At 65.6% G+C, this 22,253-nt stretch carries 24 protein-coding genes; 12 read left to right on the top strand and 12 right to left on the bottom strand.

The features are described 5' to 3' along the window. Positions 1 to 220: 220 nt before the first annotated feature. Both EBMC1_RS09385 and EBMC1_RS09380 read left to right on the top strand, forming a co-directional pair. A complete protein-coding gene (locus EBMC1_RS09385) occupies positions 221 to 1,459 on the top strand; it encodes an MFS transporter (RefSeq protein WP_003044178.1) in 1,239 nt (412 codons plus the stop codon). A gap of 131 nt (positions 1,460 to 1,590) precedes the next feature. Further along, a complete protein-coding gene (locus EBMC1_RS09380) occupies positions 1,591 to 2,697 on the top strand; it encodes a pepsin/retropepsin-like aspartic protease family protein (RefSeq protein WP_196795406.1) in 1,107 nt (368 codons plus the stop codon). Here EBMC1_RS09380 and rsmD read toward each other — a convergent pair. Beyond that, positions 2,694 to 3,236: a 16S rRNA (guanine(966)-N(2))-methyltransferase RsmD gene (gene rsmD, locus EBMC1_RS09375; protein ID WP_003044172.1), complete on the bottom strand. Its 543-nt coding sequence runs from the start codon at positions 3,234 to 3,236 to the stop codon at positions 2,694 to 2,696. The genes EBMC1_RS09380 and rsmD overlap by 4 nt on opposite strands. After that, entirely contained in the window at positions 3,236 to 4,090 is an 855-nt protein-coding gene (locus tag EBMC1_RS09370) for a pseudouridine synthase (protein ID WP_040590028.1), read from the bottom strand. The genes rsmD and EBMC1_RS09370 overlap by 1 nt, the downstream gene beginning before the upstream one ends. Positions 4,091 to 4,247: 157 nt before the next feature. Here EBMC1_RS09370 and EBMC1_RS09365 point away from each other — a divergent pair, with 157 nt between their 5' ends. From EBMC1_RS09365 to EBMC1_RS09355, 3 genes are all read left to right on the top strand, one after another. Continuing rightward, positions 4,248 to 4,685, top strand: coding sequence for a response regulator (locus tag EBMC1_RS09365; protein ID WP_003044165.1), 438 nt, complete (start codon positions 4,248 to 4,250; stop codon positions 4,683 to 4,685). 58 nt (positions 4,686 to 4,743) lie between these two features. Next, positions 4,744 to 5,481: a DUF1223 domain-containing protein gene (locus EBMC1_RS09360; RefSeq protein ID WP_003044163.1), complete on the top strand. Its 738-nt coding sequence runs from the start codon at positions 4,744 to 4,746 to the stop codon at positions 5,479 to 5,481. Between the two features lie 80 nt (positions 5,482 to 5,561). Further along, the gene (locus EBMC1_RS09355; RefSeq protein WP_003044156.1) at positions 5,562 to 6,959 is read left to right on the top strand and encodes an MFS transporter; all 1,398 of its coding nucleotides are present in this window, start codon (positions 5,562 to 5,564) and stop codon (positions 6,957 to 6,959) included. Here EBMC1_RS09355 and EBMC1_RS09350 read toward each other — a convergent pair. The 8 genes from EBMC1_RS09350 to purB form a co-directional block, all read right to left on the bottom strand. Continuing rightward, positions 6,956 to 8,272: a bifunctional folylpolyglutamate synthase/dihydrofolate synthase gene (locus EBMC1_RS09350; RefSeq protein ID WP_003044154.1), complete on the bottom strand. Its 1,317-nt coding sequence runs from the start codon at positions 8,270 to 8,272 to the stop codon at positions 6,956 to 6,958. The two genes, EBMC1_RS09355 and EBMC1_RS09350, sit on opposite strands and share 4 nt — an antisense overlap. Before the next feature lie 31 nt (positions 8,273 to 8,303). Further along, positions 8,304 to 9,155: an acetyl-CoA carboxylase, carboxyltransferase subunit beta gene (accD, locus tag EBMC1_RS09345; RefSeq protein ID WP_003044151.1), complete on the bottom strand. Its 852-nt coding sequence runs from the start codon at positions 9,153 to 9,155 to the stop codon at positions 8,304 to 8,306. Continuing rightward, entirely contained in the window at positions 9,152 to 9,943 is a 792-nt protein-coding gene (gene trpA / locus EBMC1_RS09340) for a tryptophan synthase subunit alpha (RefSeq protein ID WP_003044148.1), read from the bottom strand. The genes accD and trpA overlap by 4 nt, the downstream gene beginning before the upstream one ends. Then, entirely contained in the window at positions 9,940 to 11,160 is a 1,221-nt protein-coding gene (trpB, locus tag EBMC1_RS09335; RefSeq protein ID WP_003044145.1) for a tryptophan synthase subunit beta, read from the bottom strand. Before trpB ends, trpA begins: the two co-directional genes overlap by 4 nt. Positions 11,161 to 11,259: 99 nt before the next feature. Continuing rightward, a complete protein-coding gene (locus tag EBMC1_RS09330) occupies positions 11,260 to 11,892 on the bottom strand; it encodes a phosphoribosylanthranilate isomerase (protein ID WP_003044142.1) in 633 nt (210 codons plus the stop codon). Between the two features lie 139 nt (positions 11,893 to 12,031). Next, positions 12,032 to 12,706: an orotidine-5'-phosphate decarboxylase gene (gene pyrF, locus EBMC1_RS09325; RefSeq protein WP_003044140.1), complete on the bottom strand. Its 675-nt coding sequence runs from the start codon at positions 12,704 to 12,706 to the stop codon at positions 12,032 to 12,034. After that, positions 12,703 to 13,050 (bottom strand): lipopolysaccharide assembly protein LapA domain-containing protein, encoded by a 348-nt coding sequence (locus EBMC1_RS09320; RefSeq protein ID WP_003044137.1) that lies wholly within the window; start codon positions 13,048 to 13,050, stop codon positions 12,703 to 12,705. The genes pyrF and EBMC1_RS09320 overlap by 4 nt, the downstream gene beginning before the upstream one ends. Before the next feature lie 86 nt (positions 13,051 to 13,136). Beyond that, on the bottom strand, positions 13,137 to 14,450 hold the full coding sequence (purB, locus tag EBMC1_RS09315; RefSeq protein WP_003044135.1) for an adenylosuccinate lyase: 1,314 nt from the start codon (positions 14,448 to 14,450) through the stop codon (positions 13,137 to 13,139). A 215-nt stretch (positions 14,451 to 14,665) separates the two neighbouring features. On the opposite strand from purB, the gene EBMC1_RS09310 reads away from it, so the two are divergent. After that, positions 14,666 to 15,160 (top strand): hypothetical protein, encoded by a 495-nt coding sequence (locus EBMC1_RS09310; RefSeq protein ID WP_003044133.1) that lies wholly within the window; start codon positions 14,666 to 14,668, stop codon positions 15,158 to 15,160. Positions 15,161 to 15,229: 69 nt separating this feature from the next. Here EBMC1_RS09310 and rnk read toward each other — a convergent pair whose 3' ends face one another. Both rnk and radC read right to left on the bottom strand, forming a co-directional pair. Continuing rightward, positions 15,230 to 15,658 (bottom strand): nucleoside diphosphate kinase regulator, encoded by a 429-nt coding sequence (gene rnk / locus EBMC1_RS09305; RefSeq protein WP_081611175.1) that lies wholly within the window; start codon positions 15,656 to 15,658, stop codon positions 15,230 to 15,232. A 229-nt stretch (positions 15,659 to 15,887) separates the two neighbouring features. Beyond that, positions 15,888 to 16,580, bottom strand: a complete 693-nt coding sequence (gene radC, locus EBMC1_RS09300; RefSeq protein WP_003044128.1) for a RadC family protein — start codon at positions 16,578 to 16,580, stop codon at positions 15,888 to 15,890. 224 nt (positions 16,581 to 16,804) lie between these two features. Here radC and EBMC1_RS09295 point away from each other — a divergent pair, with 224 nt between their 5' ends. The 6 genes from EBMC1_RS09295 to EBMC1_RS09270 all read left to right on the top strand — a co-directional run bounded on the left by EBMC1_RS09295 (position 16,805) and on the right by EBMC1_RS09270 (position 22,206). Beyond that, positions 16,805 to 19,933, top strand: a complete 3,129-nt coding sequence (locus EBMC1_RS09295; RefSeq protein WP_040590027.1) for a YdbH domain-containing protein — start codon at positions 16,805 to 16,807, stop codon at positions 19,931 to 19,933. 53 nt (positions 19,934 to 19,986) lie between these two features. Then, positions 19,987 to 20,148 (top strand): YnbE family lipoprotein, encoded by a 162-nt coding sequence (locus tag EBMC1_RS09290; RefSeq protein ID WP_371830003.1) that lies wholly within the window; start codon positions 19,987 to 19,989, stop codon positions 20,146 to 20,148. Between the two features lie 15 nt (positions 20,149 to 20,163). Further along, positions 20,164 to 20,559, top strand: a complete 396-nt coding sequence (locus tag EBMC1_RS09285; protein WP_003044119.1) for a YdbL family protein — start codon at positions 20,164 to 20,166, stop codon at positions 20,557 to 20,559. Positions 20,560 to 20,763: 204 nt separating this feature from the next. Continuing rightward, positions 20,764 to 21,084: an AtpZ/AtpI family protein gene (locus EBMC1_RS09280; protein WP_003044116.1), complete on the top strand. Its 321-nt coding sequence runs from the start codon at positions 20,764 to 20,766 to the stop codon at positions 21,082 to 21,084. Between the two features lie 68 nt (positions 21,085 to 21,152). Beyond that, the gene (locus tag EBMC1_RS09275) at positions 21,153 to 21,938 is read left to right on the top strand and encodes a F0F1 ATP synthase subunit A (protein WP_003044113.1); all 786 of its coding nucleotides are present in this window, start codon (positions 21,153 to 21,155) and stop codon (positions 21,936 to 21,938) included. A 40-nt stretch (positions 21,939 to 21,978) separates the two neighbouring features. After that, the gene (locus EBMC1_RS09270) at positions 21,979 to 22,206 is read left to right on the top strand and encodes a F0F1 ATP synthase subunit C (protein WP_003044110.1); all 228 of its coding nucleotides are present in this window, start codon (positions 21,979 to 21,981) and stop codon (positions 22,204 to 22,206) included. Positions 22,207 to 22,253: the final 47 nt, after the last annotated feature.

Genomic DNA, 22,253 nt, shown 5'->3' with positions numbered 1-22,253 from the left:
TCGCGGTCTTTACCTTTACGTTCACGTAAAGGTGTGACCGATTCGAAGGATGAGTGCAAGGGGCGTTGCACGGTAGCGACAGTGCGCTCGGGCCCCGATGCCCCGCGCCGGTTTGACATCGCGTCGGCAATCGCACACCGGAACAGATGATAGCTGGGGTGATTTGACCGGGGGGAGGGCGACTGTGAATCTGGAGCCATATCGGAGACATCGCCGAATTTTGACCGCAAGTCTGGTCGGCACCGCGGTCGAATTTTATGATTTTTATATCTACGGCACCGCGGCTGCGCTGGTCTTCGGGCCGCTTTTCTTTCCTTCGGAATCGCCGTCGGCGCAGCTGATGCTCAGCTTCATGAGCTTCGGGCTCGCTTTTTTCGCGCGGCCGGTCGGTGCCGTCGTGTTCGGCCATTTCGGCGACCGGATCGGGCGGAAGTCGACGCTCGTCGCCTCGCTGATGCTGATGGGGGCCTCGACGCTGCTTATCGCCTTTCTGCCGACCTATGCGATGGTCGGCTGGGTCGCGCCTTTGCTGCTGTGCATCCTGCGCTTCGGCCAGGGCTTCGGGCTGGGCGGCGAATGGGGTGGTGCGGCGCTGCTCGCGGTCGAAAATGCGCCGACCGGATGGCAGTCGCGCTTCGGCATGTTCCCGCAGCTCGGTGCGCCGGTCGGGTTCATCGCCGCCAACGGACTGTTCCTGTTGCTGGGCCTTTGGCTGAGCGATGCCGATTTTGCGGCGTGGGGCTGGCGTATCCCCTTTCTTGTTTCCGCCGTGCTCGTCGGCCTTGGCCTGTGGGTGCGGCTAAAGATCGGTGAGACGCCGGCCTTTTCGGAGGCGCTGGAGCGCGACGCGCCCGTCGGCGTGCCGATCGGCGAGTTGCTGCGCGGCCACTTCGTCGCGACGCTTGCCGGCACCTTCGCGGTCGTCGCCTGTTTTGCGATCTTCTATCTCGCGACCAGCTTCGCCCTCGCGCACGGCACCACCACGCTCGGCTATCCGAAGGAGGAATTTCTGCTCATCCAGCTCGGCGCGATCCTGTTCATGGCGGGCGGCATTATCTTTGCGGGCTATGCCAGCGATGCGTCGAGTGCGCAGCGCGTGCTGCGCTGGGGCTGCGGCGCGACGATGCTCGTCGGTTTGCTGTTCGGTCCGGCGCTGGCCTCGGGCAGCTGGCTGACGATCTTCGCAGGTCTCGCCACATCGCTGTTCGTCATGGGCCTCGTCTACGGCCCGCTCGGGAGCTGGCTGACCGGCCTGTTCCCCGTGCGCGTCCGCTACACCGGCGCGTCGGTCGCCTTCAATGTCGGCGGCATATTGGGCGGCGCAGCCGCGCCGATCGCGGCGCAGGCGCTCGGTGACTGGCGCGGAACCGAGGTCGTCGGCCTCTATCTGGCGCTCGCCGGACTGGTCAGCTTTTGCGGCCTGGCCTTGGTGGCAAAAATTGAACGCGGTGACGCGTGAGGCGCAATGTCATTGCCGCGTCATCATTGAATCTCTAACAAACGGATAGTCTCCCACCACCGCGAGATCTGCCCATGTCCTTGATCGCCCGCCGTTCTTTCATCGCCTCATGGCCGGTCATCGCCGGCCTCATGCTGCCGGGTTCCGCGGCCGCTTTGGCGCCGACGGTCTTCGCCACACCGATCAGGCTGCAGGGCAATCGCGTCTGGCTTGATGTGTCGGTGGAAGGCTTGCCTCCCGAACCGTTCATTCTCGACACCGGGACCACGGAAAGTCTGATTTCGGATAGCTGGGCGAGTTCCGTCAAGCTGCGCGAACGCGGCGCGAGCATAATCGGCGGCCTGGGCGGGGTCGAGCGAACGTCGGTCCTTCGGGTCGAGGATGTGGTGATCGGCGGCACCTTTCGCATCCCCTATATGGAATTTCACGGCACCAAGTCGGTCGTCGATTCGCGCACCCGGGGATTGATCGGCGCGCCGCTGTTTACCGATATGGACAGCGATCTTGATTTCGTCGCGAACCAGTGGCGCATCTATCCCGATGGCCGTAGCGAGCGGCCTGGCATGTATCTGATACCGGAAAGCTATATGCCCCGCCGGGCGAGCTACGGTTTGACCACGCCCGTGCAGATCGGCGATTTTTCCGGGCGCTTCCTGATCGACACAGGCGCACCCCGCAACATCCTGCTCGATGGCAAGGCGGCGCGCGACATCGGTTGGTGGGATAGCGAACGACCCTATGTTCCCGTGCGTGCAAGCGGCTTCGGCAAAGGAAGTCTGCGGACCCGTATGTTCCGGGCGGACAAGGTCCTTCTTCACAAATTCGCCTTTCCGCGCGCGCTGGTCACACTTGCGGAGCCCGGCCCGCGGAACGGCAATTTCGATAATGTCGAGGGGTTGGTCGGGTTGGACATGATCCGCCATTTCCACCTGTCGACGGACCCCAAGCGCAAACAGCTATGGATGGCGCCCAACGGACTCGATTTTGCAGGAACCGAGCGCTATCCGATGTCGGGGCTTTGGCTTGACCGTAAAGGCACGCGTATCGTGATCGAGGATGTCGGCAACGGCAGCCCGGCCAAGGACGCCGGGCTGCAACCGGGTGATACGCTTGTGGGGGTCGAATGGAACGCGATGTTGCGCCGGCTGGGCGGCAAGCCCGGGGATCAAGTCGCGTTCGATTACGAACGCGACGGGACGCGCGGTCACGCGCAGTTCAATCTGAAACCCTATCTTTAGGCAGCACGGAGCAGCGTCAGCTTAGCTTTTCCGACCTTTCGCTCCGCTTCGATCGCGAAGCCCGCGACGTCGACGCTTTCTTTCTCGCCTGTTTCGATCGAGATCCAGCTATCGGCATCGACCCAGCCGAGCCGCGCCAGCTTGTCGAGTGCGACACTGCCCGCGCCGGTTGCATAGGGCGCATCGAGCAGCAGCAGATCGAAACTGCGCGGTGCCGGGCCAAGCGCGAGGACCGAACCGGCCCGCACGTCAGCGCGTCCGGCCGCACCGAGCGCCGCCAGATTCTTGCGCAGGGCGTCAATTGCTTCGCGATCCTGCTCGCCGAACAGGCAATGCGCGGCGCCGCGCGACAAGGCCTCGATCCCCAGCGCGCCCGACCCCGCGAACAGGTCGGCGACATACAAGCCCTCGAAACTACCGAGCCGGCTTGCAAGCATGGAGAAGAGTGTCTCGCGCGTGCGGTCGGCGGTCGGGCGAGTGGCATCATTCTTGGGCGCGATCAACTTGCGACCGCGCCATTCGCCGGAAATGACGCGCATCAGCTCATCCGCCGCCGGAACTGGAACAAGGCATCGCGTGGTACGACCTCGACCGCGCCGACATCGAGGCCGTCGAGCTCGAAAGCGCCATATCGCGTCCGGATCAGGCGGCTCACCTGCAGCCCCAGATGTTCGAGCACGCGGCGAACCTCGCGATTCTTGCCCTCGGTCAGCGTCAGCTCGATCCACTGGTTGCGCCCCGTCCGCCGTTCGAGATTGGCGTCGATCTTGCCATAGCGGACCCCGTCGATCTCGACCCCCTCGACCAGTTCCTCGAGCTGCGCTTGGCTGATGTCGCCAAACGCGCGGGCGCGATAGGTGCGCTCGACCCCGCTGGCGGGCAGTTCGAGCTGGCGCTTGAATTCGCCGTCATTGGTCAGCAACAGCAAGCCCTCGGTATTATAGTCGAGCCGCCCGACGGGCATCAGCCGCGGCAGCCCCTTGGGCAGCACGTCATAAATCGTCTTGCGTCCCTTGGGGTCGCGCGCCGCGGTCAGGCAGCCGACCGGCTTGTAGAAGCGATAGAGGCGCGTCGATACGGGCTTTGCGACCGGATTGCCGTCGACGGTCAAGCCCTCGAGCGATGAGAGCAGCGGCGCCGGTTGCACGATCACCGCGCCGTTCAGTGCAATGCGGCCTTCCTCGATCATTCGTTCGACATCGCGCCGTGACCCGACGCCAGCGCGCGCCAGGAGCTTGGTGATGCGCTGCGGCCCGTCCTCGCGCTCCTCTTCCTTCGGCGGAGCCTTACGCGGCGGTTGTGCAGCGCGCGCGCTGCGGCGGCCACGCGGAGCGTCGCCCTGCGGGGAAGCGGGCGGGCGGGACGGCGAACGGGGTGGGCGGCGTGTCGTCATCGGAACGGATGCGGCTTTCATATCGTTATTCGGGAAAAGGGATGTTGTAATATGGCCACGCTCATAGCCGGAAAAGTGTCGCTTCGTCGATGGCAAGCAAAAGCAATCTTGCGAGGACGCGCACGCAGAGTCATGCGGCGGACGGAAGGTAGGTAAAATGCTCTTCGCGTCCCGCCCGTCCTGCTTCAAACGGCTGCTGATCGTCGAGGATGATCCGCTGGTCGCTTTCGACAATGAGCGGACCCTGAAGCATGGTGGCTATGACGTCGTTGCGACGGTCGATTCGGGCGAAGCGGCTGTCGCGATGCTGGCAGACAAGACGATCGATGCGCTGATCCTCGACCTCAAGCTCGCGGGGCACATGACGGGACGCGAGGTTGCGCGGCTCGCGCGCGACCGCGGCGTTGCCGTACTGCTGGTAACGGGGCAATGTCCCGAAGATGCGGGCGACATCGCGCTCGCCTGCCTGACCAAGCCGCACGGGGCGGCGGCGCTTCTCCACGCGGTTCGCGCCGTCGAGACGATGGTGTGCAAGCACAAGATGCCGCGCAAGGTGAGCGGGATGCAGACCTATTGGCGTCCCGAGGCCGCGTAACCGGCCCGCTGCCTCCACCGAACCGGCGGTTGAGTGCCGATGCGCGAGGAGGATCCCGTTGAAGATATTGCTTCCGCTGTTCAGCTTGGCTTTGGGGGCGGCCGCCGCGCTCCTGTTCGGGCCATCCGATCGACCGTCCGCCGCCATTGCGGCTTCGACGCCGCCCGCGGCGCCCGTGCTGGTCGAGTTGTTCACCAGCCAGGGTTGTTCCTCCTGTCCGCCCGCCGACCAGTTGCTCGAAAGACTGGATGCCGAAGGCTCCGTGGTCGCGGTCAGCCGCCCCGTTACCTATTGGGACCGGCTGGGATGGAAGGATACGCTCGCTCGCGCCGCGAACGATGCGCTTCAGGACCGCTATGCGCGGCGCGGGCTGCCGGGGGCGGGCGTTTACACCCCCGAAGCCGTCGTGCAGGGGGACGCGGCCGCCGTCGGATCGGACGAGCGGGCGCTGCGCCGGATGATCGGCTCCGCGCCGAACGACGCGGCGCTTCGCCTTGACGGCGACCGGGTGGTCGCTTCGCGGTCCGCAGCGGGTGCCGAAATGCGCTTTCTGGCGATTGCGCACCGCGCCTCGGTCGACGTCACCCGCGGCGAGAACGGCAACCGGAGGCTGGGTTATACCAATGTCGTGCTGGCCGAGGCGGCGGCTCCTTGCCCCGCAAGCGGCGCCTGCGCGGCTGCAATGCCCGCAGCGATCGCGGGCCAGCGCGGCGCCGACCGCTGGGCGGTGCTGTTGCAGGACCGCGCCGGCGGGCGCGTGCACGCCGTCCGCTGGATCGGGCGCCCCGCCAAATAGCTGCTTCCAATTTGGTCCTGTTGCTTTAGGCCGAACGGTTCGATGCGTCGCCGGTCGGCCGGGCGCGACAGGGAGGATCTATGCAGGCAGATATGGCGCCGCCGCCACCGCAAAGCTGGTGGGACAGCATCCGGCCCTATCTGGAACGCGCGCCGCTGGCGGCGCTGCTGCTCGGCATTTCGTCGGGATTTCCCTATGCGATGATCGGTGCGACCTTGACGACGCGACTGTCGCAGGACGGTTTCGAAAAATCGTCGATCACCGCCTTTTCGCTCGCCTTTCTCGTCTATAATTTCAAACCGCTATGGGCCTGGATCGTCGATACGATCCGCCTTCCGGGGGCAGGGGTGGTCGGCCAACGGATCAGTTGGCTGATCCTGACGGCCATGCTCGTCATGCTGGCGGTCGGCAATCTCGCGCTGGTCGATCCGCAGCAAGTCGGCCAGTCTCCCGTGGGGCACCTCATGCAGCGGTTCGGGCTTGGCCATGAAGGCGAATTCGCCGCGCTGTTCGAAATGGCGGTCGGTGCGGTTCTCGTGGGTGCAGCGGGCGCGACGTTCGACATTGTGATCGACGCCTACCGGATCGAGATATTGAAGCCCGAACAACTCGGAGTCGGATCGGGCATGTCGCAATATGGCTGGCGGATCGGATCGGCGGGGGCCGGTGCGCTCGCGCTCTATCTTGCCGCGCGGCAAGGATGGGAGGCGGCCTATCTGGCATGTGCGCTTTTTGCATTGCCGGCGGTCATTGCGGGCTTTTGGGTCGGCGAGCCCGAGCGGCACCGCGCGGCACTCTCGCGCGAAGGCAAGCCAGGACTTGTCGCGGGTATCATCGGTCCCTTCCGCGAGTTTTTCAGTCGCCATGGCGCCTGGCTGGTGCTGCTATTCATCCTGCTTCACAAGATCGGCGATACGCTCGCGAATCTGACGCTGCGCCTGCTGCTCAACGATCTTGGCTTCAGCAATGACGAGATTGCGATCTACGACGTCGGTATCGGCTTCTGGGCCTATCTGATCGGCATTTTCATCGGCGGGATTCTCTACGCGCGGATGGGCATGAAAAAGTCGGTACTGCTCAGCCTGATCCTGATGGCGGTGAGCAATTTCAGCTTCGCGCTGCTCGCGGCAGCGGGCCACAGCAATTGGGGCCTCGCCGGCGCGATCGGGTTCGAAAATATTGCGAGCGGCATCGGCGGCGTCGTCGTCGTCGCCTATTTCTCAGCACTCTGCGATCTGCGCTTCACAGCGGCGCATTATGCGCTGATCTCCTCCGCCGCGAGCATTGTCGGTCGTTTCCTGACCGGCACCACGGCGGGCGCGATGATGGACAATATGGGCAATGTGAACTTCTATCTGTTCACCGTCGCCGCGGCCCTGCCGGGTATTGTCCTGTTCTGGCTGATGATGCGCAGCGGGCTCGTTGACCAATCGGTCGGCACGGCGGGTACCCGGCATGCGCGCGAGGCGTCGGCCTAATCGGGCAATTCGCCGTTCGCGCGCAGCACCTCGCCCGCAAGGTAAAGCGAGCCGGCGATCAGGACGATCTCGGTCACAGGGTCTACGGCCAATCCGGCCAGCGCAGCTTCGATGGTCTCGGCCGCGAGCGCTTCCGGCCCGAAGGCTGAGGCGCCATGATGCTCGTGCCCGGGCACCGGCACGACGGTGATCGAGGCGAGCTTGCCGGCCAGGGGATCGATCAACGCCGAGGGATGCTTGTTGGCGAGCATCCCGGTGACCAGATGGATGCGGCGCGCATCGCCCGCAAAATGCTGCGCGAGTTGATGCCCTGCATCGGCGTTGTGCGCGCCGTCGAGCCACACCGTCGTGGCGGGCGGGAGCAGCTTTGCGAGCTGTCCGCTCTCCAGTCGTTGCAACCGCGCCGGCCAGTAAGCCGCGGCCACGCCGCGCTCGATCGCGCCCGCATCGGGCTTCGGACCTGGCGCGAGATGGAGCATCGCAATCGCAAGGCCTGCGTTGCGCATCTGATGCCCGCCCGCCATGCGCGGGCGCAGCAAGGCGGGGAGTTCCCCGTCCATCGACCGCCAGCGAAAGGCGTCGCCGACGGCTTCGACCGACCAGGTTTCGCCCTCGACGAACGGGACCACGCCCGCCGCCTCGGCCCGGTCCGCGATTACCCGCGCCAGCGGCGGCGGATAGGCGAGCGTCGCCAGTGCGGCGCCGCGCTTGATTATGCCGGCCTTTTCCCACGCGATCCGTTCGGCAGGACGCGTCGGGGTGCCGTCTTCGGGAGCGAGCAGAAAGGCCTCATGGTCGATGCCGAGCGAGGCGATGCCGCACACCGCCGGGGCCGGGATGATATTGGTCGCATCGAGTCGTCCGCCCAGCCCGACCTCTATGATGCAATCGTCGGCGGGGATGCGCGAAAAGGCAAGGAAAGCCGCCGCCGTCGTCACCTCGAAAAAGCTTGCGTGCAGCCCTTCCGCGACGTCGAGGACTTCGCCAAGCAAGGCGGCGAGCGCCGCGTCGTCGATCAGGGTGCCCGCCAGTCGGATGCGCTCGTTGAACCGGACGAGGTGCGGGCTGGTATAGGCGTGGACCCGGCGCCCCTGCGCCTCAAGTATCGCGCGCAGATAGGCGCACGTCGATCCCTTGCCGTTGGTCCCTGCGACATGGAAGGTCCGCGGCAGCCGGTCCTGCGGATCGCCGAGGCGCGCGCACAGTTCGGCGATGCGTTCCAGCCCCAATATGTCGCGACCCGGCGACAGCGCCGCTAGACGGTCGAGCTGCGCCTGAACGGCGGGATCGGAACTGTGCGCGTGGTCGGGCATGGATTCTCCCTCCGTCCGTCAGGAGGAGGGATCAAGCCGCCTTTTCGGGCGCGAGATAGCCGATCAGGCGGCCGAGCGTCGCGGGCAGCTCCTTGCGATGTACCACCATGTCGATCATCCCGTGATCGAGCAGATATTCGGCGCGCTGGAACCCTTCGGGCAGCTTTTCGCGGATCGTATTTTCGATCACGCGCTGGCCCGCAAAGCCGATCAGCGCATTGGGCTCGCTGATCTGCACATCGCCCAGCATCGCATAGCTCGCGGTCACGCCGCCCGTCGTCGGGTCGGTGAGCAGCACCACATAAGGCAGGCCCGCGCGGCGCAGCCGCTGGAGCGCAACCGTCGCGCGCGGCATCTGCATGAGCGACAGCGTGCCTTCCTGCATCCGCGCGCCGCCCGCGGCGGTGATCGCGATGTAGGGGACGCCGCGCTTGATCGCGGCCTCGACCCCGGCGACGAAGGCTTCGCCGACCGCCACGCCCATCGATCCGCCCATGAAAGCGAAATCCTGCACGCCGATCACGGCGCCCTGGCCCGAAATGCGGCCGAAGGCGTTCTGGTAGGCGTCGCGGTCGCCCGTCTGCGCGCGTGCGGCCTTGATGCGGTCGACATATTTCTTGGTGTCGCGAAACTTCAGCGGATCTTCGGGTGCAGCAGGGGCGGCGATCAACTCGTGCAGGCCGCCGTCAAAAAGCTGCGCGAAGCGCTCTTTGGCGCCGATGCGGTCGTGATGGTCGCAGCGCGGGCAGACGTTCAGATTGTCTTCCCACTCCTTGACGAACACCATCTGCTGACACTGGCGGCATTTGTGCCAGAGGTTGTCGGCGGTGTCGCGCTTGGCGGTGAAGGGCAGGGCGTTGCGAACGCGGTCGAGCCAGCTCATGCGGCGATCTCCTTTGCGCCGTGGATAGCATCGGCGAGCGAACGGGTGAAGGCTTCGACATGCGGCGCTGCGGCGTCGCCATGCTCGGCAATGATGTCGATGAAGGCCGATCCGACGACGACGCCGTCGGCAACCTTGGCGATGTCGGCCGCCTGCGCGGGGGTGCGAACGCCGAAGCCGACCGCGACCGGCAGGTCGGTCGCGGCTTTCAGGCGCGCAACCGCATCCTCGATGCTCGCCTGAGCGGCCTGCTGCATCCCGGTGATCCCGGCAACCGAAACATAATAGAGAAAGCCGCCCGCGCCGTTCAGCACGTCGGGCAGGCGCGCCGCGTCGGTCGTCGGCGTTGCGAGGCGGATCAGGTCGACCCCGGCAGCGCGGAGCGCGGGGCCGAGTTCGGGATCTTCCTCCGAGGGAATATCGACGCAGATGATGCCGTCGACCCCTGCTTTCGCGCACTCTGCGGCGAACCAGTCGGCGCCACGGATCGTCATCGGATTGGCATAGCCCATCAGCACGAGCGGCGTGTCGGGATGGCGCTGGCGGAAGGCGGCGGCGATACCGAACAGGTCGGCGGTGGTCGTCCCCTTGGCGAGGCTTCGCAGGTTTGCGGCCTGGATCGCGGGGCCGTCGGCCATCGGATCGGTGAAGGGCATGCCCAGTTCGATCACATCGGCACCTCCCGCGACGAGCGCGTCAAGGTTCGCGGCGGTGTCGCCATCGCCGCCGGTGATGAAGGCGACGAGCGCAGGGCGCGGCTTGGCGAAGGCGGCGGCGAAGCGGGTCACAGCTTTACCCCCAATGCTTCCGCCACGGTGAAGATGTCCTTGTCGCCGCGGCCCGAGCAATTGACGATGATGATCTTGTCCTTGCCCAGCGTCGGCGCGATGCGTTCGGCAGCGGCGATCGCGTGCGCGCTTTCGAGCGCGGGGATGATGCCTTCGAGCTTGGTCAGCTTCTGGAAACTTGCGAGCGCCTCTTCGTCGGTGACGGGTTCGTAGCGCGCGCGGCCGATGTCGTGCAGCCAGCTATGCTCGGGGCCGATGCCGGGATAGTCGAGCCCCGCCGAGATGCTGTGCGCCTCGGTGATCTGGCCGTCTTCGTCCTGCAGCAGATAGGTCTTGTTGCCGTGAAGAATGCCGGGCTTGCCGCCCGCAAGGCTGGCAGCATGCTTGCCGCCCAATCCTTCGCCAGCGGCTTCGACGCCGACGATCTCGACGTCTGTGTCATCGAGGAAGGGATGGAACAGCCCGATGGCGTTCGACCCGCCGCCGACGGGGGCGATCAGCATGTCGGGCAGGCGCCCTTCGGCTTCGAGAATTTGCGCTTTCGCTTCCTCGCCGATCACCGACTGGAAATCACGCACCAGTTCGGGATAGGGATGCGGCCCCGCGACGGTGCCGATGATGTAGAAGGTGTCCTCGACGTTCGCGACCCAGTGGCGGAGCGCCTCGTTCATCGCATCTTTCAGCGTCTTCGCGCCGCTTTCGACCGCGACGACTTCGGCGCCGAGCAGCTTCATGCGGAAGACGTTCGGCTGCTGCCGCGCGACGTCGACCGCGCCCATGAAAATGGTGCAGGGCAGGCCAAAGAGCGCTGCCACGGTCGCGGTCGCGACGCCGTGCTGGCCGGCGCCGGTTTCGGCGATGATCTTGGTCTTGCCCATCCGCTTGGCGAGCAGGATCTGACCGATGCAATTGTTGATCTTGTGCGCGCCGGTGTGGTTGAGATCCTCGCGCTTCAAATAGATCTTCGCGCCACCCAGATCGTTCGTCAACCGCTCGGCGAACCACAGCGGGCTCGGGCGGCCGACATAATTTTTGAGCAGATAGTCGAACTCGGCCTTGAAGGCAGGGTCGGCCTGCGCAGCGCGATAATGGCGTTCGAGGTCGAGGATGAGCGGCATCAGCGTTTCGGCGACATAGCGGCCGCCGAAGGCGCCGAAATGGCCGCGCGCGTCGGGCTGGGTGCGGAGGCTGTTGGGCAGGGTCGGTGCTTCGGTCATGGTCATTTCCATCGGTTACGGGTGGGCGCGCACTTGAAGATCGGGTCTCAAGCGGTCAGCGCCATCGTTTTCCGATGCGCATCATGAGGAACTGCGGTGTCAGCATCTGCCGACCGCTTTAAGGAAAGCGGCGATCTTGTCCATATCCTTGACGCCCGGTGCGCTTTCGACCCCCGACGACACATCGACGAGCGGCGCGCCGGTTTCGGCGATCGCCTGTGCGACATTGGCCGGGGTCAGTCCGCCTGCGACGCCCCAATCGATCGTGTGGCGATGCCCCTTGAGCAGCGACCAGTCGAAGCGGGTGCCGGTGCCGCCGGGTAACGCCGCTGCCGGCGCATCGAACAAGATGCGGTCGGCCGCACCTTCAAACTGCCGGATGCGTTCCAGCGTTCCGGCATCCTTCAGGCCGACCGCCTTCCAGACTTCGGCGGGAACGAGCCGTTTGACCGCGGCGAGCCATTGGGGTGTTTCATTGCCATGAAACTGGACGATGTCGGGGCGCACCGCGCTGAGCACCTCGCCAGTCACCTGTTGCGAGGCATTCACGAGAAGGAGCGCAACCTTCACTTTCCCCCCGGCGCGCTGGCGAAGCGCGGCAGCGGTCTTCAGATCGACGTGGCGCGGACTCGGTTCATAGTGAACGAGGCCGATGTGCGTCGCGCCGAGCCGGATAGCGGCGTCAACCGTTTCGGGCGTAGAGAGGCCGCAGATTTTGACAAGTGGGGGCATATATCAGGGTTCGATCATTTAGGTCATTGCGAGCGAAGCGAAGCAATCTCCAGCCATCGGCGTAACACAATCCCGATATCTGGAGATTGCTTCGTCGCCTTCGGCTCCTCGCAATGACGATGGTTGAATGAAAGTGTGTTTACAGCGTCGCTTCGATCGCGCGCGCCGCGAGGTCGGGATCCTGCGACTGGCTGATCGGTCGGCCGACGACGAGGATCGAGGCGCCGTCGGCCATCGCCTGCGCCGGGGTAACGATACGCTTCTGATCGCCGGCACGGCCGTCAGCAGGGCGCACCCCCGGTACGACAAAGAAGCCGCCCGGCCATGCCTTGCGCGCGGCCTTCACTTCCTGGCCCGAGCAGACGATGCCGTCGAGACCCGATTCGCGGGCCAGCGCGGCGAGGCGGACGACCTGGTCGTGCGGGGTGCCGCCGACGCCGATATCATCGAGATCGGGCGCGTCGAGGCTGGTGAGCACCGTAACGCCGACCACCTTGGTCGCGCTTCCCGCGACTGCCTTGGCCTCTTCCATCATCGCGCGGCCGCCCGCGGCGTGGACGGTCAGGATCGCGGGTTCGAGCGGACGCAGCGCCTGGATCGCCTTGGCAACGGTGTTCGGGATGTCGTGCAGCTTGAGGTCGAGGAAGATCGGCAGGCCGAGCTTCGCCATTTCGTGCACCCCGTGATGACCGTTGGCGCAGAAGAATTCGAGGCCGAGCTTCAGCCCGCCGACATGGTGGCGCACCCGCTGCGCCAGCGTCAGCGCGGCATCGAGGTGGGGGGTGTCGATGGCAAGATAGACAGGCGAGCTCATTGCGGATCCAGCGGCGAGGGTGGGATGTCGTTGACGGGCTTCGACTGCGGCGCCGGTTCGGAGGTGAGCGGCGTCTCGGCGGGGCGGTTGGCCATGGCGCGTAAGTCGGCAAGTTGCCGTTCGCTCGTTTCGATACGGCGCTTCAGCGACCAGCGTGAGGTACGCAGCGCGATCCACAGCGGCAGGCTGCCGATCAGGAAGGCGGCAAAGATCAGCACCGGCAATTTGGTGTCGAGCACCTGTCCCGGCCATATGGTCACGGTGACCGGATTCCAGTTGGCCATCGAAAAGACGACGAGAATGATGGTCAGCAACACCCAGATGACGGTTCGCACGATTCCCACGTTATTGCGCTCCTTTACCGGCCTCTGCATCGAACCCTAAGCGACTTTGGCGCACGATGCGAGTCTCTGGGCGAGGCCCGGCGCGTTCAGCCGCCGAACACCCGCGCAAAGATCGTGTCGACATGCTTCATATGATAGTCGAGGTCGAACAGTGCGTTCAGTTGCTCCGCCGACAGACGCGCGGTCACGTCGGCGTCGGCCTTCAGCAGTTCGAGCAACGAAAGCTCGCCGTCGCTTTCCCAAACCTTCATCGCATTGCGCTGGACGAGCGCATAGCTGTCCTCGCGGCTCGCCCCTGCCTGGGTCAGCGCGAGCAGGACGCGCTGCGAATGGACGAGGCCGCCCATGCGATCGAGATTCTTCTGCATGCGCTCGGGATAGACGAGCAGCTTGTCGACCACGCCGGTCAGTCGCGCGAGCGCGAAGTCGAGCGTGATCGTCGCGTCGGGACCGATGAAGCGTTCGACCGACGAATGGCTGATATCGCGCTCGTGCCACAGTGCGACATTTTCCATCGCCGGGATGGCGGCGCTGCGCACCATGCGCGCGAGCCCGGTCAGATTTTCGGTGAGCACCGGGTTGCGCTTGTGTGGCATGGCCGACGAGCCCTTCTGTCCCGGCGAAAAATATTCCTCCGCTTCGAGCACCTCTGTGCGCTGAAGGTGGCGGACCTCGACCGACAGGCGTTCGATCGACGAGGCGATCACGCCGAGCGTTGCGAAGAACATGGCATGGCGGTCGCGCGGAATGACCTGCGTCGACACGGGTTCGATCGCGAGGCCCAGCTTCGCCGCGACATGCGCTTCGACGCGCGGGTCGATATTGGCAAAGGTGCCAACCGCGCCCGAAATCGCGCAGGTCGCAATTTCCGCGCGCGCTGCGACCAGCCGCGCCTTGCAGCGGGCGAACTCGGCATAGGCTTCGGCCATCTTGAGGCCGAAGGTGACGGGCTCGGCATGGATGCCGTGGCTGCGCCCGATCGTCGGGGTCAGCTTATGTTCGTATGCGCGGCGTTTGATCGCCTCGAGCAGCGCGTCGAGGTCTGCGAGCAGGATGTCGGCGGCCTGCGCGAGTTGCACCGCGAGGCAGGTGTCGAGCACGTCGCTCGACGTCATGCCCTGATGCATGAAGCGCGCTTCTTCGCCGACATTTTCGGCGACCCAGGTCAGGAAGGCGATGACGTCATGCTTGGTGACCGCCTCGATAGCGTCGATCGCGTCGACGTCGATGACGGGTTTCGTCGCCCACCAGTCCCACAGCGCCTTCGCGGCGGACTGGGGAACCGTGCCCAGTTCCGCGAGCGCCTCGGTCGCATGCGCCTCGATCTCGAACCAGATGCGAAAGCGATTTTCCGGCGACCAGATGGCGGTCATGTCCGGGCGGGCGTAGCGCGGAACCATTGATGTACCTTCCTTTTGTGCGCCGCTGTTCGGCGCCTTGTCGCAAAACCGCGACGGAATCACGATGGGGCGCCCCCTAGCAGGGGTCGACCGCTTCGCCAATCACCCGCGCTCCGCAACTTCCAGCGAACACGGACGGTTGCCCCCATGCCCCTTCAGAAAAGGCGGCGGATCGCAAACAGATGCAGGTCCGCCGCCGATACAGGAGATAGATAATGTTGAAGCAAGTTCTTTTGATCGGCGCCGCCGCGATCAGTTTCCCCGCGCTGGCCCAGGAAGCACCGCCGTCGCCGGGCACCACGCCGCCGACCGAGCAGCCCGAGGCTGCGCCGATGCCCGATAGCGCGCCGGCACCGACCGACACGACGGCTCCTGCCCCTACCGAGCCGGCCACCGACACGATGGCGCCCGCGCAGACCGCCCCCGCCAGCCCCGCGCCGTCGAGCAGCGCAGCCGCGACCCCCGCGCAGATCGCCCAGATCGTCGAAACCGAATTTCCGACCTATGACGGCGACAAGTCGGGCGACCTTAGCTCCGCTGAATTCGGCGCATGGATGAAGAAGCTGCGCACCGCGCAGGATCCCGCCGTCGATCCCGAATCGGCCGATGTGAAGAGCTGGATCAATCAGGCCTATGGCGCGGCCGACGCCGACAAGTCGGGCAGCGTTACCAAGGAAGAACTGGTCGCGTTCCTTTCGCGCGGCGCCTGATTCCGCAGTCCTCCCCGCTTGGGGCGATGCAGCCGTCGGAGCGATCCGGCGGCTGCATTGCCATGACCGTCAAGTCGCGCGCGGCGGCTGCATGACCGCCCGGATCGTCAACGTCCGTTCGTGGCCGTCGCGATCGGGCCACAGGATCGCGCTGCCGGCGCGCATCCCGATCAATCCGGCGCCAATGGGCGTCAGGATCGAAATTCGTCCCGACGCGATGTCGGCATCCGACGGATAGACCAGCCGGACGCTGCGCACCGCGCCGCTCGCTTCGTCGACGAAATCGACCTCGCTGTTCATCGTCACGATGTCGCGCGGGACGTGGCGTTCCTTGTGGACGGTCGCACGGCCGATCTCGCGCATCAGCAGTTCGCTGACCTGCGGCATGCGCTTTTCGATGCCGAGGGCAAGATCGGTAAGCGCATCGGCCTCCGAATCGATCATGTGAATGGGTGGGCGTTTGCTCGCCTTGGTCGAGGTGGTCTTGGCTACTGTCATTCTTTTGGCTTTCCGCATGGAAAGGGCAGGGCGCGGCCGCGCTCCTGTCGGGATGGTTCGGAAATCTTGCCCCGGTCCGGGGCATGGCACGCCACAGCCCGGGGCTAGAAGCCCGCGAGAAGCTGACCCGCGTGAAGGCGGAAGCGAAGATGGCGCTGCCGAATCTGCATGACGCGATGATGTCGCCTGAGGCCGGGCAAGTAAAGCCCGGCCTTTTGGGCCTCCTGATTCAGAGCAGCCCGAGCGCGCGGAGGCTGCGGTGGCCGCTGCCGCCGATGATGATATGATCGTGCAGCGCGATGCCCAGCCGCCCTGCGGCATCAGCGAGGTCTCGCGTGATCGCGATATCCTGGCGGCTCGGTTCAGGATTTCCGCTGGGGTGATTGTGGACGATGATGATCGCCGCGGCGCCGAGTTCGAGTGCGCGCTTGACGACTTCGCGCACATAGATCGCCGATTGGTCGATCGACCCCTCGCTCGCGACCTCGTCGCGGATCAGCATGTTGCGCGAGTTGAGGTACAGCACCCGCACCCGCTCGACCTCGATCGGTCCCATGTCGGCGCGCAGCCAGTCGAGCAGCGCATCCCAACTCGACAATAGGGGCTTTTCGCGGAATTCCCCTTTCAGCATCCGGAGGCTGGCCTGCTGGACGATCTTGAGCGCGGCGATCGCGCCGTCGCCCATGCCGTCGATTCGGCGCAGCGATTCGGGATCGGCGCTGACGAGCTGTGCGAACGAACCGAATTCGCGCAGCAATGTCTTGGCGAGCGGCTTGGTATCGCGCCGCGGGATCGCAAGCGCGAGGAGATATTCGACCAGTTCGTAATCGGCCATACCGTCGGCATCGCCGCCGAGCAGGCGCGCGCGAAGCCGCGACCGGTGGCCCGCATGATCGGGGAGGGGGGCGGGCGCGTCGGCCATCGTCAGGGCAATAACCGCCTTGTGGGCACCACTCAACGCTCATAGACACAAGCGCCTATGTCGCGGCGCTTTTTCCTGCATCGAATGGCCTTGCCCTGCGTTGCCGATGGGCATGGGACAGCAATGGTATGCGCAGTGAGCTTTGGCCGGACCTATGATGACGGCGTGACGTCACAGGCGGCCGACGGGTTCGGTCGCGGGTGAGCGAGGCGGAGGCAGCCCGCGTGCGGCGGCGGCGCAAGGCGCCGTGGATCGTCGGCGGCGCGCTCGGCGCGCTGGCGCTCGGACTTTGGGTTGCCCGCGCCCCGATCGCCGACCGTTTCATTCAGGACCAGCTTGCGAAGAAGGGCGTGCCGGCACGCTACACGATCGAACGCATCGGCCTGTCGACCCAGCGGCTCAGCAATGTCGTTATCGGTAATCCGGCGCATCCCGACCTGACCGCGCGGGTGCTTGAGGTGTCGGTCGGGCTCGGCTTGTCCGGGCCCTATGTCGCATCGGTGCGCGCCGACGGCCTGCGGCTCTACGGCCGCTTCGTCGATGGGCAATTGTCGCTCGGCGCGCTCGACAAATTTCGCGACCCGACCGACAAGAGTCCGTTCGCTTTGCCCGATATGGCGGTCCGGCTTAGCGACGCGCGGGCGCGCATCGAAACGCCGTGGGGCAATGTTGGCGCGGCGCTGAACGGCGGCGGCAATTTGCGCCGCGATTTTGCGGGAACGCTCGCGCTCGTGGCCCCGCATATCGCCGCTGCCGATTGCCGCGGCACGGGAATCACTTTCTACGGCAAACTCGCGGTGCGCGATGTGCGCCCGCGGCTGACGGGGCCGTTGCGCGGCGCGGCCGTGACTTGCGGCGGCGCTCAGCCGGTCGCGGTCGCCGCGCCGCAGATCGCGCTGGACGTCTCGCTTGCCGAAAATCTGCAGCAATGGGACGGCACCGCCGACGCGCTGGTCCAGCGCCTGACGATGCCCGCGCTCGCCGCCGAGCAGGTCGGCGTGAAGGGCCGCTTCACCGGCACCGCCGATCGCACCGCGCTGACGCTGGCAGCGGATGTTGCCAAGCTGGCCGGGCCGGATTTTGCGGCGAGCGGCGTGCATCTGGAGGGCAAGGGCGCGGTCGGCAGCGTCACGCCCAATTTCGAAGGCCGGCTGCGCTTCGCCGATGCAAGCGCGAGCGCGCGTCTGCGCCGGTCGGTCGCGGACAGCGCCGCGGCGCTGGACGGCACTCCGCTCGGCCCGCTCGGCGACCGGGCGGCGCGCGCCTTTGCCGCGGCGCTGGCGGGCGCAAGCGGCGAAGCGGCGGTCGCGCTGACCGGGCAGGGCGAGGCGCTCCGTTTCGAGCTTGCCGCGCCCAGCCTGTCGAGCCGTAGCGGCGCACGCTTCGCGGGCAGCGCCGACAGCCGCATCGGTTACCTCTTCGCGGCACCGCGCCCCGAAGTCATTGCGACGGGGCGCTGGACCTTCGGCGGCGGCGGCCTTCCGGTCGGCGCGATGGAACTCGACCGCCGTGCCGACGGCCGCATGACCGGGCTGGCGCAAATCGACGCCTATCAGGCGGGGGGCGCGCGTCTGGCGCTCGATTCCGTGCGCTTTTCGAGCGCGCCAGGCGCCGCGATGCGCTTTTCGACCAGCGCCACCCTGTCCGGACCGCTCGCGGGTGGGCGGGTCGAGGGGCTTCGCGTGCCGATCGCCGGTGCGCTCGCGGCAACCGGCGGGATGGCGTTCAACGGCGGCTGCCACCGCGTCACCGCGAACAAGATCGATGTATCGGGGCTGCGCCTCGTCAATAACGGTGTCGATCTGTGCAGCGCCCCCGGCGCGCCGCTGTTCAGCGTCGGACCGGCGGGGGTGCGCGGTGCCGTCCGCCTTCCGGGCCTCAAGCTGCGCGGCACCAGCGGGGCATCGCCCTTTGCGCTCGATAGCGGTCCCGGCGAGATCGATCTGGCGCGGTGGCGCTGGTCGCTTGCCAACGCCGATGTCCGGATCGGGGCCGGAGACAGCGTGACGCATTTCGCCGCCGGACGCCTTTCGGGCGCGGCGGGGGGACAGGGGATGGCGGGAACGCTTGCCGATGCGCAGGGCAAGATCGGCGCCGTCCCGCTCGACATGAGCGAGATTGCCGGCAACTGGCGCTGGGCCGACGGCGCGCTGACGCTCGACGGCGGGCTGGTGCTGACCGATGCGGCGGCGGACAAGCGCTTTGCGCCGCTGATCAGCCGCGACGCGCATCTCCGTTTCGCCGACGGCGTGATCGACGCAAGGGCAGGTTTCGACGAGCGCGAGAGCGGCAGGAAGATTCTCGATACGGTGATCCGCCATCGCTTTGCCGATAGCAGCGGCGCCGCCGATCTGATCGTCAAGGAATTGCGTTTCGACGATAATTTCCAGCCCGAACAGCTCACGACGCTTGCGCAAGGCGTCGTTGCCAATGTCCAGGGCTCGGTCGTCGGCGACGGGCGGATCGAATGGAACGCCGACGGCGTCACGAGCCGGGGCACCTTTGCGACCGCCAATACCGACCTCGCCGCGGCCTTCGGCCCGGTGACCGGACTGACGTCGACGCTGACGTTCGACGATCTGCTGGGGCTCCATTCGGCGCCGGGGCAGACCGTCGCGCTGAGGGAAGTCAATCCAGGCATTCCGGTCGTGGACGGCAAGATCGACTATCAGCTCCTCGGCGGCAACCGGGTGCGGATCGAGGGTGGGCGCTGGCCCTTCGCGGGCGGCGAGCTTTTGCTGCACCCCGCCACGCTCGATTTCAGTGCCACCCAGCCCCGCCGCCTGATGTTCGATGTCGTCGGCGTCGATGCCGCGGTTTTCCTTCAGCAGTTCGGGTTCGAGAATATCAACGCGACGGGCAAGTTCGACGGGACGCTGCCGGTCGAGTTCGACGGGCTCGGCGGGCGCGTGGTCAACGGACGGGTCGATGCGCGCGACGGCGGCGGGACGCTCGCCTATGTCGGCGAGCTTTCCAATCACAACCTCGGCACGATGGCCAATTTTGCGTTCGGGGCGCTGCGATCGCTGAAATATGACGATCTGACGATTGTCCTCAACGGCAACCTCGACGGCGAAATGGTGACCGAAATCCGCTTCGGCGGAATCGGGCAGGGTATCGGCGCAAAGCGCAATTTCCTGGTTGATCAGGTCGCCAAAATCCCGCTGATCTTCAACATTCGTGTCGAAGGGCCTTTCCGCGGCCTGATATTCTCTGCAAAGAGCTTTTACGATCCATCGGTCCTGGTGGAGCAGAATTTGTCGCAGCTCTTGCAAGCGCAGCGCGACGCCGAAGCCGCCGCAGCGGCGAAGGCGGCGCCCGTTCAGCCTCCAGCAAGCGAGCCCGTGCAATGACGGTAAGGAAGACAGGAAAGATGAGGAGAGCGGCCATAGGCGGTCGGTGTCTGTTGCTGACGATTGGAACGATGGGCCTCGGCGGCTGCGTTCAGGTGTCGGCGCCCGACAAGCCGATCGAGATCAACCTAAATATCCGCATCCAGCAGGAAGTGGTATACAGGATCGACGGCGACGCGAAAAAGCTGATCGAACAAAATGGCTCTATCTTCTGACAGGGACGAAACAAGATGATGAAGCAGATGTTCAAACCCGCAATCACCGCGCTGGTCGCCGCCGGAGCGGTCGCCACGCTGGTCACGCCGGCGCTGGCGCAGCGCGACCCCGCCTATGAAAATGCGCGCGCCGCGGGCCTGATCGGCGAACAGCCCGACGGCTACCTCGGCTTTGTGACCACGCCGACCGATGCAGTGCGCAAGCTGGTCAGCGACCTCAATATCAAGCGCAAGGACGCCTATACGCGCAACGCGCCGGCGGGCAGCACGATCGAACAGTTCGCCTTTGTGACGGGCTGCAACCTGATCCTGAAAACCGCGCCGGGCGAGAAATACCGCACGCCCGACGGCAAGTGGCTGACGCGCGACAGCAGCCCGCCGGTGCGCGATCCGCGGTGCGCCGCCAACTGACGAATTAGCAGCAGGCCTTCGTGCCTCATTATGCCGCCGCGCCCCTAAACGCGGCGGCATTTTTGTGCGCCTGCGCACGGGCATTGACTTAATCGGGCGGCGTTCCTAAACGGGCCGCGCCTTAGGGGTCCCCCGGCTTTTTCCGGGCCTTTTTCGCGGGCGGTACCGATTCTTTTCGGTTCTGTTTCAGGAGGATGGCGGAAGATGACGGGGAAGGGCAGCGATCCGGATCAAACTTCGGAGGATTCGCGCCTGGTCTCGCTCGAAGAGCGATTGGACCGGGCCGAAGCCGCAGAAGCGAAACGGACCGCAGGCACCGCCAGTCCGGAATCCGATGCCAATTACCGGCTCGGGAACCGGGTGCTGGCGGAACTGCTGGGTGGATTGATCGGTGGCGCCTTGTTCGGCTGGCTGATCGATCGCATCGCGGGCACGTCGCCCTGGGGGTTGTTGGGAATGTTGTTCATGGGGATCGTCGTGGCGTTCCGGAACATCATTCGCATCGCTTCGGGTCCACGCAAGTAGCGCGGATCAAAGGGAATTTCTGGCGGGACGGCCCGATGAGCCGCCCCGCAATGCGCGTGGAGTGAAGAGTGGCGGCGGAATCCGGCAAGATCGACCCGATGCACCAGTTCGAGGTGACCCCGCTCGGCGGCGGTTTCCATCTGGGCGGGCACGAAATCCTGTTCACCAACAGCGCGCTGTGGATGGTCGTCGCGGCCATCACGCTCGGCATCTTCATGTGGGGCGGCATGCGCCGTCAGCTCGTTCCCGGTCGCTGGCAAGCCGCGGTTGAAGGTTTCACGGGCTTCATCTCGAGCATGATGACCCAGAATATCGGCAGCGAAGGGCGCAAGTTCACGCCCTATGTCTTCTCGCTGTTCATGTTCATCCTGTTCTGCAACCTGCTCGGCATGCTGCCGCTTGGCGTATTCGGCATTCATCCCTTCACCGTCACCAGCCACATTGCGATCACCGGGGTTCTTGCGCTGGTCAGCTTTGCGATCGTGCTCGTCGTCGGTTTCTGGCGCCATGGCCTGCACTTCTTCTCGCTCTTCGTGCCGCATGGCACGCCGCTGCCGATGATCCCGATCATCGCGCCCATCGAGTTCGTGTCCTTCATGGTCCGTCCCTTCAGCCTCGGCCTGCGTCTCTTCGTCGCGATGACGGCGGGTCACGTTCTGCTCAAGGTGCTGTCGGGCTTCGTCATCAACGGCTTCAACGCCGAAACGGTCTGGCTCGGCTCGATCGTCTCGGTCCTCAGCTTCATCCTGATGATCGGTATCAGCGCGCTGGAACTGCTCGTTGCCGGTATCCAGGCCTATGTTTTCGCCCTGTTGACCTCGCTTTACATCAACGACGCGGTCAACCTTCACTAATCCCGTTTATATCAAACGCTTACACCCAAGGAGTATTACAATGGACGCAGAAGCAGCAAAGCTGATCGGTGCTGGTCTCGCCGCTATCGGTGCCGGCATGGCCGCCATCGGCGTGGGTAACGTCTTCGGCAGCTTCCTCGAAAGCGCGCTGCGCAACCCCGCGGCCGCCGACGGCCAGCAGGGTCGCCTGTTCATCGGCTTCGCGGCTGCCGAACTTCTCGGCCTGCTCGCGTTCGTCGTCGCGATGATCCTGCTCTTCGTCGTCTGATTTCGGACGATCTGGCGTGGCCGGTTCTCGGATGGGGACCGGCTGCA

This window comes from Sphingopyxis sp. MC1 (genome assembly GCF_000371385.1).
Lineage (GTDB): Bacteria > Pseudomonadota > Alphaproteobacteria > Sphingomonadales > Sphingomonadaceae > Sphingopyxis > Sphingopyxis terrae.
Note: the sequence above shows the minus strand (reverse complement) of the source record. Positions and strands in the feature narration are given on the sequence as shown.